This window comes from Pseudomonas caspiana (assembly GCF_002158995.1).
Lineage (GTDB): Bacteria > Pseudomonadota > Gammaproteobacteria > Pseudomonadales > Pseudomonadaceae > Aquipseudomonas > Aquipseudomonas caspiana.
Genome location: NZ_LOHF01000004.1, coordinates 14,947 through 31,107, shown reverse-complemented (window position 1 = coordinate 31,107; position 16,161 = coordinate 14,947). Strand labels below are relative to the sequence as shown.

Genomic DNA, 16,161 nt, shown 5'->3' with positions numbered 1-16,161 from the left:
GGGTCTATCAGTCGTTTTGTTGACAGCCATCGGTTTCCTCCAGGCATAAAAAAACCGCTCAAGGCGGGTAGCTATTGGGAATACATCAGTGCTTGTGATTTGGCGTGTTGCCGCCCGTATCGATGATTTTGCCGCCGCCGTAGATATCCCCCGTCACGCTTAACGTGCCGTTGATCTCTGTTGGACCGTTCAGGGTGATGGCCGCAGACTGCACCGATACGGCGTTGTCCGAGATGACTACCGAGGACCCGCCGACCTTGATGGTGACGGTGCCGGTCGGCAGCGTGATTTCATACGTCTTGGCCTTCCAGTCGTAAACCAGCGAGCCACCGTCATCAAATCGCCAGACCTCGACATGATCCCGGTTGTCCGGCTGAGCACCGGCATCGCTATACAGTCCAGGAATAAACCGCCCGAGACCGGGCACGCCGCTCGGATTGATCAACGTACCCTGCTCGTACAGGCTCGGTGCTCGCCAATGCCGCGCCTTACCAGCTGCAACGCTGTGCCAACGCACCCATGGACTCACCCAGCCACGCGACTCAATGCGTACCTTGCCCGCGACCAGATCTACCCCCACAACGGTGCCGGGCATGATCATGGCTTGAATCATCCGGTCATGTTCGCCGACGGCTTCGCTGCTCATAAAGCTACTTCCTCGCCCTCGACATCCATCACCAGAGTCACTGGAGCAACATCAGGCCATGGCCATTGCTCGACCCCGAGGTATATCTGCTGAGTCCACTCGACCTTCCAAACGGTGTAACCATCAAGTTCAGGCTTGGTCCAGTCGGGTCCTGCCTGTATGAACTCCGCGGCCTCAACATCATCAAGCCCCCAGTATTGCGCACGCAGCAGAACAATAAGCTGGGTGACCAACTGCGCAACGTGATGGTGATGGCCGCTAACCTCTGATCCCACAATGAGGTAAGCCTCTAAGCGACAGACCATACCCACACGGCCCGTGCCAGGGTCGGTGCCAGGCTCAAGCTCGGCGAGTTCCAGAAACAATGCTGGCAGATGGACCCGGTCGCGAATGTCGGGCCAGGTCGCTACCGTTTCCAAACCGGGCAACTGCCTGCCAAGCTCACGCTCAATGGTTGAAAACAACAGATCAAGAGTCAGCACGACTTCATCCACCGGCATTACCTCGCAGATATTTTTGCAGCTCGAAATTAAGTTCCTGCTTGAGGACTTCCAACAATCTGGCGTCAGCCTTGCGCGTCCAGCTATTGAACAAGGGGCGGACGTCCTCAAGTGAGACTTTGGCTTTTGCCAACGGGAACCGGGTGCCGTGCTCCGCGATCCAGCCGGAACTCGGCCCGCCGCCTGACACTTCACTATTCGGGTAATCATTCGCCGCGAAATGCTTGCTGGCCGTGCGTATCCAGATATCTGCGTTGCTGCCGTAGACCCGCTTGTAAAACGCCCCGCTGTAGCGTCGACGCCCCACGGACACGCCCGACTGTGTCTGACGTGCCCGCCCGGTTCGGCTGGCTTCCAGCGGGTTAATGCCAAACCACAGCTTGCCTTGCTGCTTGCCTGCTTTGACCGAATAGGCCTTGAGGCGCTGACGCACAGCACGCATGGCGATCCCCTCTTTGCGACCCACATCGCGAGCGATGTGGGTACGCAGCCAACCGAGGGTTTTGTTGATAGCCCGGCGCTGAGCATTGGCAGCAGCCTTCGGCATCAGCTTGGCGAAGTCAGTGAAGGCCTTTAAATCAGCGTCGGATGTCTGAATGGTGATCAGCGCGCTGCTGGAGGATGACTTGTAGAACGAACCAATGCTCATGGCTTAAGCCTCAAGACCAAGGCGACCAAGCCAGCACCGTCAGGCTCCGGCCGAACCAGCGTGTATTCCCCACCGCCGTCCATGGCTGGCAGATCGATGGTGACGCTCTGCCCCTTCTCGACCCCTTCGGCGTCACCAACGCGAATCATGAACGTCGGCTCACGCAACCCGGTATTCAAACGTCCGATGTTCGGCTGGAGCCAAGGCGCAGAGAACATGCCTAAGACCGGACGCCCTTCGATTGAGCCAGAGTCGCCCAAGGTTTCGAATACGGTATCGTCGACCGCAGCCACCAGATCCCGAAAGCCCACGATCATAGCTCCAGAAGGATCTGCGCGAGCGGACGGGTGCACAGATGCAAAGGGTTCGACTGGGCTTCACCAGCCATGCCCTTGTTGAAAGGCAGCGGTTCAATCTTGCTGTAGTAAGGGACGCCCTCGGTGTTGACCGTTTCCATGTAGTCAGCCGGTGCGTACACCGAGATATACAGATCCGGAACGCCCTCAGGAATCAGCAGCGCCTTATCGTCGTGAACGAACGACACGCCAGCAATCTTGCCGCGATAGCGCTCCCAGACGATGCCACCGAACTCAAAGCTTTCACGCGCATCACCGCGCAAAGCGGCGGCCTGCTGACTGTTGAGGTAAGTCTCTTTTACTGATTTGTGAACCAGCAGCTTGTTCCAGAAGTTCTTGCCACAGAGGGCACGAGAGCCGCTGCTGGTGACACTGCCCAGAGCTTCTTCCTGCAGGTCCAGAGCCTCGCCACATTTCACCCGAAGTTCGGTATCGGGGTTGTTGAGCTCCATCGACATTTTCTTGCGGGACACCCCGAAGGTCTTGTAGATGTCCAGCAGCACCGTTTTGCCATCCGCATCCAGGATCTGCCCGTTCAAGGCCCCCATGCGCTGGTATTCATGCGTGGCGTCTAACTGGCGGCGGCACTTGGCCAACCGTTTGTTGACCACGTCCTGCACCGCCTGCAGCTCGGAACGGGTGCCGAATGCGCGAATGCCTTGGATCTCGTCGGCTTTGATCGAGAAACGCTGTGGCAGGTGCACGGTATTGAACGGGATCAAGTTGCGCTTAGTGCCCGCCACCACCAAACCAGAGGTGCCACGCTCACCAGCAGGAACGAGCGCCAGGGTGTCGCCATCCTTCTCAATCTGGACCGTCAGGGTGGTGATGCCCTCTTCCTGAAACAGCCCGAGGCTACTGATACGGCCTGGCAAGTACTCTTGGTCGTTGATCGCAGCAGTCAACGAAGAAACGGAAAACGCGTCGTCGTTAAAGATTTCAATATCAGCCATGAAGCTATCTCCAGAAAACAAAAAACCCGCACAGGGCGGGCTGGATCAATCGAGGTGAATCGTCTTAGCGAACGATCAGGAAGTGCGTCGCCAGGGCTTTCTCAGCAGCCAGATCAAGCCCAGTCAGATGCACTTCGCTGATTTCAGCGAGGCGAACCACTGCACGACCGCGACGAGTAACATCCGATTCGCCCAGCGGCCCGTAAAGAATGGCGACCGCATTTTCGGTACCGTCTTCGGCCAGCGGATCGTATGGGGCAAACTCACCGGTAAGGCTGATCAAGCCAAGCACCTGTCCGGGTTCCAGTGCCGCACCGGCAGCAACGTTGATAGCCTCACGGGAAATCGTGCCGGGGGCCTCGGACAGCAGGAATTCGCCTGCATGCATCGGCTCGCGTTGAATGGTCATGTTCTTGCTCCTTTTGCAGATTGAGGTTTACCTGTCTGCGCGGCTTGCCGAGCTGACCAGATTGAGGATTGATCCAGTTGTTTAGCCTGTACCTTCGGCGCAGGGTCATCATCCAACGGCAAACTGTTGTCGATTTCGAAGCCTTTGCCACTGGTGACAATCTTGTCGAACAGGCGCGCCCGGACGGCAGCTTCATCCAAGCCAGCTTCAACGTACTCAGCGCTGAATTCAGGCAGTCGCGCTGCCACACACAGATCGTGCACGGCCTTGGCACGCACAATTCCGGCCTGGACGATAGACTCACTTTTGAGCTGAGTGGAACTCAACAAGGGCGCGACCAGGTTGCTGATGCCTTCCTCAGCGCACCGCTGAGTAATCATCAAAGCTAACTTGGCCGAGTCGACAACTGGCGGCGTCGGGGGTGGATCCACCGGCTCGACATCCGGATCCGGCTCGGGCGGCTCTTCCAACTGCGCCAATAGTTCAGCCGGAGCATTCTGGTAGCGCTGTAACGCTGAACCTTGACCCAAACAGGCCTTAACCTTGACGCCCTCGCCCACTTCATCGGCCAAGCCTAAGGCGACCGCCTCACTGGCCGTCAGCCAGGTCTCAGCCGCCACCAGCCGCCGCAGCTCGACCTCATCAATGTCAGGTGCCTTAGCCTTGTAGGCCGCGATGATCGCCTCCATCGTCTGGTCAAGCACGTCGGCCACCTTGCGGAAGTCCTCGGCGTCCCCAGCCGCATACGTCCATGGGTTGTGAATCATCAGCATCGCGTTGGAGGCGATGACCACCCGGTGTGCGCCGCACACTGCAACGCTGGCAGCACTTGCGGCCAGTGCATCAACACGGCCGGTGCAACGCTCACCCAGCCGGGACAATGCGTTGTGAATCGCCAAGCCGTCGAACAGGTCACCACCGATGCTGTTGAACGCCACAATCACTGGTGACGTGCCGTCATCCATCGCGCGCAGATCCTGCACAAACTGATTAGCAGTGATGCCCCAGGTACCGATCTCGCCGTAGACGAACACCTCAATGACACGTTCAGTTGCTTCGCCTTCGGCCTGCACGGCGTACCAACTCTTGTCTTGCACCGGGACTTGTTTGCCTGCCCGGTTGTAAACGCGTGGTCGCGCTTTCTTGCTCATGATTGCTCCTTGTCGTCCACAGGGACGAAGGGGTCGAGAGTGGTGTAATTGAGCCCAAGTTCGGTGGCACGCGTTAGGTCGGCAGCATTTTCCGCATCAACCGTCTCGGCGTCGTAACCGGTGCGCAGGACCATCTCGCTGCGCGAAGCAAAGCCCGCCCGCACTTCCATTTGCCGTGCCTGAACGTCTTGCACCGGCTGGATATAGGCCCAACCTTGCGGCACCCAGCGTGTGCGCAGGTATTCGCGACGACGCTTGGCGTAATCGGCCAGAACCAGCGCGCCCGAGAGCACGGCCATATCCATCCACGCGGCCCGCACAGGGCGGCACAGCTGGTGTACGTAGACGCTGAACTGAAGCTGTTCCAAGCGACGCCGGAACTCGTTGAGCACAACTCGCAACGCCCGGTCGTTGATCTCCCGCATGTCGCCAGTGAGGATCTCGTAAGGCGTGCCGGTTCCTGCTGCAGCAGCCATCAGCTGCTGACGCATGAAGTCGGGATAGTTATTGCCCGCATCGGGCGGCTTGGAAAACTCAACCTCCTCGCCCGGCCCCAGCTCCTGCATGGTGCCGGGTTCGAGTGCGACCATCGGCGTGAAGCCGTCTCGGTCCAGGCTCAATGGCTGGCCGGTGACCGGATCTCTGGGCACAGGTCCCGAGTCCGGTGCCGGTCGGCTGATGAAACCCGCGAACAGGTTGGCCACTTCCTGACGGAACAACACGGCGTCATCGTAGTTATCCAGACTTCGCAGTCGCTTGAGCACCGGCGACAATCGCGGCACGCCACGCAGTTGACCTGGCTCTACCGGTTCAAAGATGTGCAACACCTGAGCCGCAGGCACACGCACCAGCTGGTTGTAACCAGCGTTCAATGACGTTGAGTCGCGGGGGTGCGACAGGTACATCCAGAACGCGACCCGCTTACCGCCCGGGGTGAACTCGATCCCGGCGCGGATGATGTTGCCGTTTCGGTTGGTCTCGAACTTATCGTGCGGGACGAATTCCGGAGCCAGCACCTGCAGTTGCAGAGGAACTGCCAGCCCTTCTTCCAGACTGCGAGGACGCAAGCGAACAAAGCACTCACCCGACGTTTCAACGGTGCGGGCAATCAGCGCCTGCAGGCCGTAGAAGTCAGTACGCTCATCGGCGTCCGCTTCATCGACCCAGTCGTCCCATAGTTCCTGCTGCAGCTTTCGAAGTGCTTCATCGTCTGTTTTCGGTCTCGGCGTAATGCCTGTCCCGATCAGATTGCTGACGCGCTTGTCGATTACGTTGAATGCGTAGGGGTCATTGCGGACCGCTGCCCGGGAGCGTGAACGCAGATTACGCAACGCCGGTGTGTTGATGCTGTTGATTCCATTGTCGGGAGCATCCCAGCCAGTGGAGCGACGGCCCTCTCCGGCACCTTCATAACTGGCCTTGATGTTCGACGGCAGCAAGAATCCGTTACGGGTAAGCGTCGGATAGTGTCGAGCCATCAGATCCCCTTACCCCCGTGACACAGCCGAACCACGCGGGAGCGCGGACCGGCAGCATTAACCAGCGACGATCGAATCTCTTCACGGGCCTTGAGTAGCTCATCCACCGTGCGATATTCAACGGTGCGGTCGGTATAGCGAACGGTTTTTTCACCGCGAGCGATGGCCGCCTCAACCGCGTCGAGGTGCTTCTGGGTAAATGACATAGGCGATACCTAAGGATAATGAATATGATGATCAGCCCCACCGAGGGCTGAGTACGGCCAATTAGCGGTGTTAAAACGCAAGGAATCGTGAATTGACAAACATTGAGTTATTCGACACTTACACAGGAAAGATCTTCGGGAGCCTGTATAAAACGTTTCCAACCCCGAGAGACCTTGGGGCATCGGAGTTTATTGATTACGCGAAGATCCGTAACAGTCAGCAGCAAGCGGCGTTCATCAAGCGGGTCGAATTCATATTATCGACTGCACAGTGGCTTGCAGACTCTGGGTACATAAGAACTAACGGACGCTACGAAGATAGAGACGCGTTGAAAAATGTAGTCCTGACTGCGCAAGGAATGCTTGCTCTCAAATCGCTTCCAAAGAGTTTGAGAAAGGGTCCCTCCATAGGCGAATCTCTTTCCAAGTTCTCTAAAGAGGAATCGAAAGAAGTATTTAGAGGCTTGGTCACCGAAGCTTTAGGTATTGGGGCCAAATTGATTGGCCCCACGCTGGGTGTAACGAGCTAAATCAGCGCCTCTTTAAATAACCGCTGCTTGAGCTGCGCCGTTGAAGTGGCGGCGCTGCTTGGCGCGGTTGCACAGTCGGAACAGCATGCTGCGTCAGGGGCTGAAGAGTCGCAACTGGGGCCGGTTGCCCTGGGTTACTGACGCGGTCGCCTTGAACCGGCTTGATGCCGAGCGCTTCATCAAACAAGCCAGTCTGCGCGAGGGCTTGTCGTACACGCTCCCAGTCATGTTCCTTGTAGCGGTTTAGGCCTAGGTAATGCGCCATCGCCAGGCAATAAACCATCAGGTCGAGCGCTTCATTTCGCTCTGCCTTACCCTTGACCCACTCGATACGCTTGTGGCCCCGGACATAACGGGCGACTTTGCGCTCTGCCACGCACTGGTCAAAGAAGTCATCCGGCAGATCGCTGGCAAAGTGCAGCGCACCCGGGCCAGCTTCAAACGGATAACGGTTGTAGATCCAGTCCTTGGCTGTGTCGGTACCGACGAACCAAAGCTCAGCACCGTTGCGTTCCGTTTGGCCCTTCCAGGTCACGTCGACCATTGAAGGCCGCTGTGCAATCACCGGCTTGCCGGGCTTGCTCGCCCCTTTAATGGCGAACACATTGCGCCAACGACGAACACGGCAAAACTGGTAAACCTCATCGGTGTGGTGACCGCCAGAGTCGACAGCAACTGCAAGGATGCCAAGCCCAACGCCGCACGGATGGCGGTACTTTGCCTTGAGCAATTCATCCAGCGCCGCCCATGTACGCTCATCGGCGGGGTCGCCCGAGACGATCTGATAGTCAACGACCCAGCGCTCCATCCCGACGCCCCAGCCCATGGCCATGAACTCCAAGCGATTGGCTTGCACGTCGACCGCACCGGTGATCATCAGCACCGCAGCGGGAAGCGAGCCGAGCGTGAAGTCTTCCAAACGCGCCCGTTCTTTCAGCACGGTGGCCTTGGTTTGCTCCTGTGCGCTGTCCCAGACCTTCGCCAGACGGGTGTTGTAAAACACCTGCATGGGCTCCAAGTCACCTTTGGCCTGGGCTTTCTTGGCTTTTTCAAACTGCTTTGCCAGTGACTTCCAATCCATCCAGCCCAGCGGTGAATACAGCGCATTCAGGTGGAAGCCGACGGTCTCCCCGTCACCCTCTGAATGGCTGCGCCACTCGCCTTGCCCAAGCATCTCGCCCTTGTGGAACTCCTCGATAAGCACATCACATTCAGGGGCTGCGCACTGGTAATGCACGACACTGAAATCCTTCGAGTAGTGCAGTTGCTCCCACTCCAAAACCTGCATGTGACCGCAGGTCGGACATGGCACGTAGAAGTAGCGTTGATCGCTACCCTCGAACAGGTCAGAGATCCGCGAAGCGCCCTTGATCGTCGGGGAGCTGGAGAAATAGAACTTGGCATTGCGGCCAAACGTACTGCCCCGGGTTTCCGCCAGCTCAATCGGGTCGCCTTCTTCGCCGATGTCCACTTCCCAGCGGTCGATCTCGTCGCCGTAAACGTAGCGCGCCGATAACTCGGAAAGGTTGGCCGCCGAGCCTGCAGTGGTGACGTAAAGCGAGCCACCCTCAAACTCTTTGGTGTCCATGGTGTTACGCGAGTCCCTCGACCGGCTGGACGCCACACGCTCACGCAGCACCGGCGTGGCTTTGATTGTTTTGCCGATCCTGGACGAAACACGCTTGGCCAGACCAAGGCTTGGCAGCAGCGTCAGGATGTTTGACGGTGCCATATGGATCAAACCGCCGATCCAGTTCAATGCGATCTGAGTCTTCATCAGCTGCGAAGCCACCATGGTGACGACGCGCTTGCAGGGATGGGCCGGTGAAAGGCATCGCATTGGCTCGCGGGCATACGGGGTGCGCGAGGTGCGGTATTTGCCAGGCTCAGCTGCGCCGGTATCACGCGGAATCCGCATGTATTCATCGGCCCACTGATCGATCCAGACATCCGGGTCTGGTTTCAGTCCACGGAAATACGCCTCACGGTACACCTCTGCACCGTCAGGAATTTCCGAGGTCATAGGCTTAACTCGTGGTCAGTGCATGTTCAAGGTCAGCAGAAGACATACGCTCTGCGTCTTCGAGACAACGGCGAATGGCCGCCGTCAGGTGCTTCTCGATTTCCCATGGGTCTGTCAGGGATGCCAGCTCGGGGGCAAGTTGCGGCGGCATGCCCAGCAATTGATCGCGCAGCATGCGTCCGGCGTTAAAGGCACCGTCCTTGACCGCAGTCATGGCGACCAGCGATCCCTTGGCCTTTAGTAATTCGATCTCGGCGAGCTGCGCCAGGTTGTGCTCGCGCAGTGCGCGTGCCTTCTGGAAATCCGGGAGCTGCCCCGCAGGTGTTAACGCGAGCGGCGGCGCAGCCGTCGCAGTCGGCTCGACATGGCTGGAGAGCTGGCTGTAAACATCTCGCTGGACCCGGTCTTGGTGGTGGCGATCCGCGACGGCGGCCTTGCTTGGGTCAGCGGTGTCGAGAATCAATGCTTCGCTGGCCAGTACATCGACCTGCTTACCGTCGGCGCTCAGCACCAGTCGGTCGTTGTTTTTCAACCAAGTGATGTAGCTGGGTGCCCTGCCAATCCGAGCCGCGAAGGCGCTCTTTGACAGGTACATTGGTTCTGTCATAAGCCCTCCTTTTCAACGGCTTTTCAATGGAAACCTTTCAATTTCAATGGATTGAATTTCAGTAAGCTGGGAACCCAGCCGCTAACACTTTCCCGCGGGTTTGCGACCCCGTACCCACGGAATAACCCCAGGGTCCCCGGCAGTTTTCAAGGACTGGCCAAGGGCCGTGGATCAGTCACGATCCGCTCCGGACTGCCGCTCACCCAACCTTCCAAACACGTGCCAAATTACCACTGCTCTGATAAACCGAACCGACGAATACGGCGAGGATCAAGACGAGCGGCCATGCAGTAACCTGCACGATCAACATACCCTTGCCGATGTACACCATCGCCGCACCGGCACTGGCCATCATCAACCAAGCCAGACAACTCATGTCTCGACGGAACCGCGCGCCCTTACGGCGAAACGTGAACAGCCGAATGAACAAACTCATGCACAACCAAAAGGTCACTTGAGTGAGAAGTGCGGCAATCAGTGCATCATCCATCCTGACCTCCAGGCTGTTGAGCGTCGAATCGGCCTCGTCTCTTGATGGCGGCGAGCGCAACGGTCACAACCAGCACCGCAGCACCGAACGCCGCCGGACCCGAGTACTTGAAAGGCCGAATGCCCCAGAGTTCGAAGTCCACCAAGGCGGGAGCGAACAGGTAGCCCATGACGAAGGAGACCAGCAGGAAGACTATGCGCTTCCACACCGGCAACTCTTCAGTCGTAGTGAAGAACACCAATGATCCCGCGAGCGCGCCAATGGCAGCGAGAGTATCAATGCCCGTAAGCAAACCGGCGAACCCGGCTCCCGCCGCACCGGCCACCACGACAGACGCGGTCGTGCTCGCTGGCTCGCCCATGCTCGTACTCCATTGCATTCACCCAAGGGGCGGAAATAAGAAACCCCGCCGGAGCGGGGTTGGTGACGGCCAGGGGAAGGCCGGTGTTGCATGCACAGCACGTGCTCTATCGGCGACTTAGGCGCAAATCGCATATCGTGGCGCCTTTGTACCTACGTTCGGAAAAACCGAAAAGTCCTGTTTAAAGGTTGGTTCGACTTCGACACGACTTTGGCATGAGTTCGACACGACTTCGACAACTGGCCCGGACGAACGGTTAGTTGGCTCGCGGTATAGCAGAGTTCCTGCCCGTACCTGTCGACACTTTCAGATGTCTGTTTGGCTGTTTACCAACGGGATAACCGCGCGTGGTCCCACTGCGAACCGTCAAAATCAAAAGGACTTGCTGATGCAGCCGGTCTACCCAGTTCCGATACGTGCGCTCGGCCCCTTCGGCAATGCCAACCTCCCTCATCTGCTCACGGACGGTTGCCTGGGCGCAATAACGATACTTCGCAAGCTGCGCCAATGGCATGCGGCCGGTGCGCTCCAGTTCGGCCACAGCCGCATCAATCTCAGACGCGATGTGGTCCATACCTGCACCGCCGCCAAGGATCCGGCAACCCGGCGTGCCACGAGGCGGCGCTCCACCCCATTCGATAATGGCCCCCATCTGACTGCCCAGACCACCGCCTTGGCCGAGCTGGCGCTTCTGCTCGCCCCAATGAACCATGAATTCTTCAATCTCCTTGATCACTGCCCTTTTCCCCCAAAAAACGAACCCAACACAAAAAACACCCTACCCAGCACAAACCCAACACACCTAAAACCCTTTAAAGATAATGACTTACAAATAACTGTGTTGAGTGTGTTGGGTTGGTTGGGTTTATCTGTCCTCGCATGAGAAAAAAATTTCCTCTCCATTGACGATGGAAATAACGTCACGCATGCGCGCCCGCGACGCCAAACCCAACACACCCAGCACAACGCCCTAGAGGCCGCGAATAACAAGGGCTCAATCTGTGTCTGGTAGCTGAAATCAACCCAACACATACCCGACACACCCAACACACTTTTAGGTGTACTCATGCCGCAGCCGCCTTCATATGATCCCAGCCGTCGACGTTCCAACCAGCCAGACGAGCCTTCGCACGCCAGTCCTCTACCGACTTACCCAAGTCCGGCGCTTTCATTGATGGGGGAAGGGAAGCGTCAGGATCGTTCGGGAAGAAGAACGCTCCGAAGCGTCGATCATTGCGCTCAGTCCACGGTATAGATCGCGTCTTTTCCACCTCAGAGCTGATGAATAGCGAGAACTTCGTCTGGCTCATCGAATGCTCTTTGTTTCGTTGACACCACTCAAGGAACAGCGCGTAAAGGTCGGTTGATAAACACGCGCCCCAAAGGCCGCGCCCGAGCTCGCCGTATTTCCAAAGATTAAGGAATGTCTGCCAACCGGCTCGACTGAGTGCAACCAGCCGTTCACGCGCATCAGTGCTGGGTGGCCGGGTGCGCTCATTGAAGTCGCCGAGATCAACCTTCAACAGCCAGCCATAGAGCGCCGCGACGCCGCCGTTCTTCAACTCATGACCAATCGCCTTTTGCCGGGGAACCGGCAAAGTCTCCATGGGCCACATGACCAACATCCGCCGGTCACTTTCGCTGATTGGCCAGGGTAGGATCTCGTTGCTGAGGAACACGGCGTTCATGTGGTTGGCCTCTTCCCAACCATTGATGAACTTCGACTCCATCCGCACAGTTTTACCCGTCACCAGATGTTTGATCTTGCCTACCTGGTTGTAGCGCTGGTCGCGACTAACAACCTCTTCGAACACAGCCCACATCTTGCGGCTTTGCCAGGCGTTGAAATTGCTTTCCAACTGGGTCTGACCAACCGTGGCAGCGTACTGGCCGTAGAGTTCGCCAAAGGCATCGGCAAACAGCAGGCTTTTGCCTGACCCTTCCATGATGGAATGCATCAGAACGGCGGTGTCCATCTTGGCACCGAGGTGTTGCAGCGGATAAGCAAGCCAGCGAGTGAGCCACAGAGCAGCGTCGGCGTCATGGTTGCAGAGAAAAGAAATCAACCACCGTAGGTTGGCGCACGCTTCATCGTCATCCACTGGTTCCAACGGCAAGCCGTCGAACGTATTGATGTAAACACTTGGGTCTTTGGTCATAGTCGGGTCAAACACAATATGCTCTACATCAACGACGCGCCGCTCGCTACTGTTCAACCAGAGCGGGTACGTATCACCCAGGGCCATCTTTACCGCGCCCTCAGCGATCCGGCGCTTTTTCTCCCGGTCCCACACGTCCTTGGTCCCGTCGATGTAGACATAGCGCTCAACCGGGCGCATGCCGAGAGCACCACCTTTCTTGCCCGCCATTTTTCTCGACTGTTCGATCTCTTTAACCTGATCGTCACCGATCAACTTTTTGTCAGTATCGTCCAACCACAGTTTCGCCAGAGGCTTACCTACACGCGCCTCAAATGCAGACTTCTTCATGACCCGCGACTTGTCGAAGTCCCAGACGTGGGTCGTACCCTCGACGAGAGCAAAACGCCGCAATACCTGCTCGATAGTGAGCTGCTCCCCCGCGCCCCCGTCAGATGCAGGAGCCGCCTCACTCAAGGCGCTAGGGTTCGGCTCGGGGCTTTCCTCAGTTGGGGCCGGGGGAAGATCACTCGAACTCGGACGCGTTGACTGCATGCCGAGCATCTGTGCAGCTGCCTTTACCGCCTTCGACTGCTCGCCGCCGTGCTCCAGCAAACAGAACACCTCGAACGCATCGTTCTGATGACCGTTAGCCAATGGGTCAGCGGCGTGGTGCGAGTACACCTTGCCGTCCTCGGAGACAGTGATACCCGGAAGCCCGGTGCTGCTTTGAGGATAAAGCCACTTGCTGCCCTTCTTCACGTAGCCGTTCGCGCGCAGAATCTCCCCTACGTCGTGGCAACGATTGAACTCATCAATCACCGAAGGACGATTACTGCCGCCCGGCATAGGCTTGGGCTTGGTTTTCGCCTTGGGGGCAGGCTTATCGGCTTTGGGTGCCCACGGACACGCAGCCTCGGCGTCCCGCTTAAAGATATCCCAGTTGTTCCAGACGTTCAGCAGGTCGCCGATCAGAACCGGAAGGCCCGCAGCGTCAGGCGGCGTGCGCCAGGTATACGGCTTGCCGGTGCCTGGATGAATCGACGGCGGCAAAACGTCTTGAACCAAACCAGCGCGCAGCTCGAACACGGTGAGCCGCTTGTAATGTTCCGCCTCAGCTTTGTACAGCGCCTCCCGAGCAGTATCCCCCGCATCGCGGGCAGCGTTAGCTTTCAGCATGATCGATTTGTGTATGGCCCCGTCCGGGTCATTCTCGTTTGGCCATGCCAAGGCGTGCCGAGTCAGGTCGATACCTTCAGGCACTTGGAACAAAACGCGAAAACGCTCTGGGTTGCCGACGACGGTCGGAAACGACAAGGCTAGTGCATCCAGATCAACCTCAAGCAGCTCGTACAGCACGTGACGCGTCCACTGGACATCATCAACGTCCAAAGAGCAGACGCGGCTCGGCCCGAGCACTACGCCAAGGTTGTGATTCGGGTTCCTGGTCCAGAAAGCTTCGGCCTTTTCGGCGTCAACGATGTACTTGCCCGGCAGATTCCAGCCCCTCCCTTTCGGGCCTTTTTCACCAGGCTGGATCGGTACCAGTGCCAGTCCGAACGTTTCACAGTAACGACGCGCCCATGTTGAAATTGGTGTTGGACTGCCGGTCATCTACGGCGCTCCCGAGCCGCCTGACAATCGATGCAAGTGGCGCACCCAATAGCAGCAACCCGACGAGGTTCCGGGATGACGTCGCCGCAATCTTCACAATCCACAGCGCTGACAACAGAAACCACGCCGCGCTGACGGCGATCAAGGGCAACCTGCAGGAAGTAGTCGGCTTGATCGTTGGCAATATCGATAACGTCAGCCATTGTCGCGAGCCTCCAGTGCCTGAAGCGCATCGCTTTCAATACGATCTTCCATTGCCTGCCGGGCACCGGCCATGATGCCGAGAATCGCGCGGATCACATCGACGCCATGCTTATCCAATTGCGCGACCTCGTGCAGTTCCCAGATTTCGTCAGCTGCGCCGCTGTGCATACTGGAGACGAACTCGCCCGTTTCAGCCAGTAAGCTGCAAACAGCCTTGAGTGCATCTTTGGTAGCTGCGACAGGTTCCGGCTTGTACCAAACAGCCCCCGCCGGGCGCATCAATGCGTCGAGCAACAGCGGGCTACCCGTCAGACGGATAACCTCTTCCAATTCATCTGGAGTGAGCCAGCGGCGCTCTTCATCAAGCTTGAGCTTCTTCTGAAGGGTGTCGTTGTCCAACACCATCTCGTAGGCAAGAGCAGTGATCCCGCCCTTGTAATCACGCCCGGCGCGGTAGAGCGCCTGGCGCAACGAAAGAACCTGACCAGCGTCAGGCAAAAGATCCGTGCGACTCATAACCGTAAAATCCCCGTTTACGGTGTAGCCACAGGCAGGGACTCGCCCTATCCTACGACCACGACCGATGTGCTGTGCTAAACGTGCTGTGCGGCACCGTTCATCGTTCTAGCCGACCAAGCTAATCTTGTGGTGAGAGGGCCTTGGTCGGCGGAGTTGGCAGTGTTTTGCACTGCCCCAGCTGGGTCGGGGGAAATTCTTGTGGTGAGAGGCCCCCGGCCCTGCAACTTTTACGCAGCAGACCGCTGGTCTAATGCGCTTTGCTGTTCTGAATACATTCGCTCAATCGCCTTTCCAGTTTCATATCGGATATCCGCCCCCTTTGTCGCTCGATAGATAGTGGGCTGGGTCGTTCCAACTTGGTCAGCAATCGCTCTTTGGGAAAAGCCTCTTCCAAGGAGATCCGCAAGCATCTGTTGAATAGTCATGATTTCACCTATGCGCTTTCGCATTGACCGAATAATACGCAAGCGTATTGATGCAGGCAATACAATTTCGATACGTTTTTGAATCAGAGGCTAAAAAGTGATCGGCGAACGTATTGCTCAACGGATGGAAGAACTGAAGCTCTCAGAAGGAGAGCTAGGTCGGCGGTCTGGCGTCTCTCAGCCAACAATCCACAGGATAATAACGGGCGAATCGCAAAGCCCCCGTCATGGAAACGTTGAGAAAATAGCAAGGGCATTGCAGGTCAATAGCCAGTGGCTGTGGACGGGGCAAAACGGTGCCGAGAACTTCCCCCAACCCAGCGCCAAATTATTGCGGGGATCTTCCAACGTTGAGCCAGGCCCGCAAGTACGCGGCGACGTTCCTCTAATATCTTGGATTCAAGCCGGATCTTGGTGCGAGATCAGCGACGTACGAAGTGTCGAAGACGTAGACACTTGGCTGCCCTGCGCTGTCTATCACAGTAAAGAGACCTATGCATTACGCGTTCGCGGACTCTCAATGTTCAACCCTCATGAGCGGCGTTCATTTCGCGACGGAGACATCATCTATGTCGACCCACAGCGCGATCCTGAGAACGGCTCACTTGTAATAGCAAAACTGATAGATAGTGATGAGGCCACATTTAAACAACTCGTGATTGAAGGGTCTCGACGATTCCTTAGGCCATTAAACCCTACGTGGCCTGAACCTGTGATCGAGATACCACCAGATGCCGTAATTTGCGGCGTCGTAATCTCTAAAGTGGAGATTTTCTGACCGCAGCTTTACCCAGGCCCCGCGACAGTTCCGAAAAAAGCACTATTAATACGTTTGCGTATTGACTCGATCAATACGCTTTTGTATTGTCTGGCTCGTAACCCTCTCACCACAGGATACGAGC

19 protein-coding genes are annotated in these 16,161 nt (G+C 57.4%); 2 read left to right on the top strand and 17 right to left on the bottom strand.

Annotated features, from left to right (window positions below):
• Window positions 1-85: 85 nt before the first annotated feature.
• The 9 genes from AUC60_RS06820 to AUC60_RS06780 all read right to left on the bottom strand — a co-directional run bounded on the left by AUC60_RS06820 (window position 86) and on the right by AUC60_RS06780 (window position 6,348).
• The gene (locus AUC60_RS06820) at window positions 86-646 is read right to left on the bottom strand and encodes a phage baseplate assembly protein V (RefSeq protein WP_087265335.1); all 561 of its coding nucleotides are present in this window, start codon (window positions 644-646) and stop codon (window positions 86-88) included.
• Window positions 643-1,128: a hypothetical protein gene (locus AUC60_RS06815; protein WP_338014019.1), complete on the bottom strand. Its 486-nt coding sequence runs from the start codon at window positions 1,126-1,128 to the stop codon at window positions 643-645. Before AUC60_RS06815 ends, AUC60_RS06820 begins: the two co-directional genes overlap by 4 nt.
• A gap of 4 nt (window positions 1,129-1,132) precedes the next feature.
• A complete protein-coding gene (locus AUC60_RS06810) occupies window positions 1,133-1,795 on the bottom strand; it encodes a phage tail protein (protein WP_087265333.1) in 663 nt (220 codons plus the stop codon).
• The gene (locus AUC60_RS06805; protein WP_027902174.1) at window positions 1,792-2,106 is read right to left on the bottom strand and encodes a head-tail joining protein; all 315 of its coding nucleotides are present in this window, start codon (window positions 2,104-2,106) and stop codon (window positions 1,792-1,794) included. The genes AUC60_RS06810 and AUC60_RS06805 overlap by 4 nt, the downstream gene beginning before the upstream one ends.
• A gap of 2 nt (window positions 2,107-2,108) precedes the next feature.
• Window positions 2,109-3,104, bottom strand: coding sequence for a major capsid protein (locus AUC60_RS06800; protein WP_087265332.1), 996 nt, complete (start codon window positions 3,102-3,104; stop codon window positions 2,109-2,111).
• A 64-nt stretch (window positions 3,105-3,168) separates the two neighbouring features.
• On the bottom strand, window positions 3,169-3,513 hold the full coding sequence (locus AUC60_RS06795) for a head decoration protein (RefSeq protein WP_087265331.1): 345 nt from the start codon (window positions 3,511-3,513) through the stop codon (window positions 3,169-3,171).
• Window positions 3,510-4,664, bottom strand: coding sequence for a head maturation protease, ClpP-related (locus AUC60_RS06790; RefSeq protein WP_087265330.1), 1,155 nt, complete (start codon window positions 4,662-4,664; stop codon window positions 3,510-3,512). The genes AUC60_RS06795 and AUC60_RS06790 overlap by 4 nt, the downstream gene beginning before the upstream one ends.
• Window positions 4,661-6,142, bottom strand: coding sequence for a phage portal protein (locus AUC60_RS06785; protein WP_087265329.1), 1,482 nt, complete (start codon window positions 6,140-6,142; stop codon window positions 4,661-4,663). The genes AUC60_RS06790 and AUC60_RS06785 overlap by 4 nt, the downstream gene beginning before the upstream one ends.
• Complete coding sequence (locus AUC60_RS06780) at window positions 6,142-6,348, bottom strand: phage head-tail joining protein (protein ID WP_087265328.1); 207 nt, start codon at window positions 6,346-6,348, stop codon at window positions 6,142-6,144. Before AUC60_RS06780 ends, AUC60_RS06785 begins: the two co-directional genes overlap by 1 nt.
• Window positions 6,349-6,440: 92 nt before the next feature.
• Between AUC60_RS06780 and AUC60_RS06775 the strand changes: the two genes are divergently transcribed.
• The gene (locus tag AUC60_RS06775) at window positions 6,441-6,878 is read left to right on the top strand and encodes a hypothetical protein (RefSeq protein ID WP_087265327.1); all 438 of its coding nucleotides are present in this window, start codon (window positions 6,441-6,443) and stop codon (window positions 6,876-6,878) included.
• Between the two features lies 1 nt (window position 6,879).
• On the opposite strand, the gene AUC60_RS06770 is transcribed toward AUC60_RS06775, so the two are convergent.
• The 8 genes from AUC60_RS06770 to AUC60_RS06735 form a co-directional block, all read right to left on the bottom strand.
• The gene (locus tag AUC60_RS06770) at window positions 6,880-8,901 is read right to left on the bottom strand and encodes a phage terminase large subunit family protein (protein WP_087265326.1); all 2,022 of its coding nucleotides are present in this window, start codon (window positions 8,899-8,901) and stop codon (window positions 6,880-6,882) included.
• A 4-nt stretch (window positions 8,902-8,905) separates the two neighbouring features.
• Entirely contained in the window at window positions 8,906-9,508 is a 603-nt protein-coding gene (locus AUC60_RS06765) for a terminase small subunit (protein ID WP_087265325.1), read from the bottom strand.
• 199 nt (window positions 9,509-9,707) lie between these two features.
• Window positions 9,708-9,998, bottom strand: coding sequence for a phage holin family protein (locus tag AUC60_RS06760; RefSeq protein ID WP_238599529.1), 291 nt, complete (start codon window positions 9,996-9,998; stop codon window positions 9,708-9,710).
• Window positions 9,991-10,377, bottom strand: a complete 387-nt coding sequence (locus tag AUC60_RS06755; protein WP_238599528.1) for a putative holin — start codon at window positions 10,375-10,377, stop codon at window positions 9,991-9,993. Before AUC60_RS06755 ends, AUC60_RS06760 begins: the two co-directional genes overlap by 8 nt.
• Window positions 10,378-10,615: 238 nt before the next feature.
• Window positions 10,616-11,095: a hypothetical protein gene (locus AUC60_RS06750; protein WP_087265323.1), complete on the bottom strand. Its 480-nt coding sequence runs from the start codon at window positions 11,093-11,095 to the stop codon at window positions 10,616-10,618.
• Between the two features lie 328 nt (window positions 11,096-11,423).
• Window positions 11,424-14,111, bottom strand: a complete 2,688-nt coding sequence (locus AUC60_RS06745) for a bifunctional DNA primase/polymerase (protein WP_087265322.1) — start codon at window positions 14,109-14,111, stop codon at window positions 11,424-11,426.
• Window positions 14,108-14,314, bottom strand: a complete 207-nt coding sequence (locus AUC60_RS06740) for a TraR/DksA C4-type zinc finger protein (protein WP_087265321.1) — start codon at window positions 14,312-14,314, stop codon at window positions 14,108-14,110. Before AUC60_RS06740 ends, AUC60_RS06745 begins: the two co-directional genes overlap by 4 nt.
• Window positions 14,307-14,831, bottom strand: a complete 525-nt coding sequence (locus AUC60_RS06735) for a phage regulatory CII family protein (protein WP_087265320.1) — start codon at window positions 14,829-14,831, stop codon at window positions 14,307-14,309. The genes AUC60_RS06740 and AUC60_RS06735 overlap by 8 nt, the downstream gene beginning before the upstream one ends.
• A 525-nt stretch (window positions 14,832-15,356) precedes the next feature.
• On the opposite strand from AUC60_RS06735, the gene AUC60_RS06725 reads away from it, so the two are divergent.
• Window positions 15,357-16,037, top strand: a complete 681-nt coding sequence (locus AUC60_RS06725) for a LexA family protein (protein ID WP_087265318.1) — start codon at window positions 15,357-15,359, stop codon at window positions 16,035-16,037.
• Window positions 16,038-16,161 lie beyond the last annotated feature (124 nt).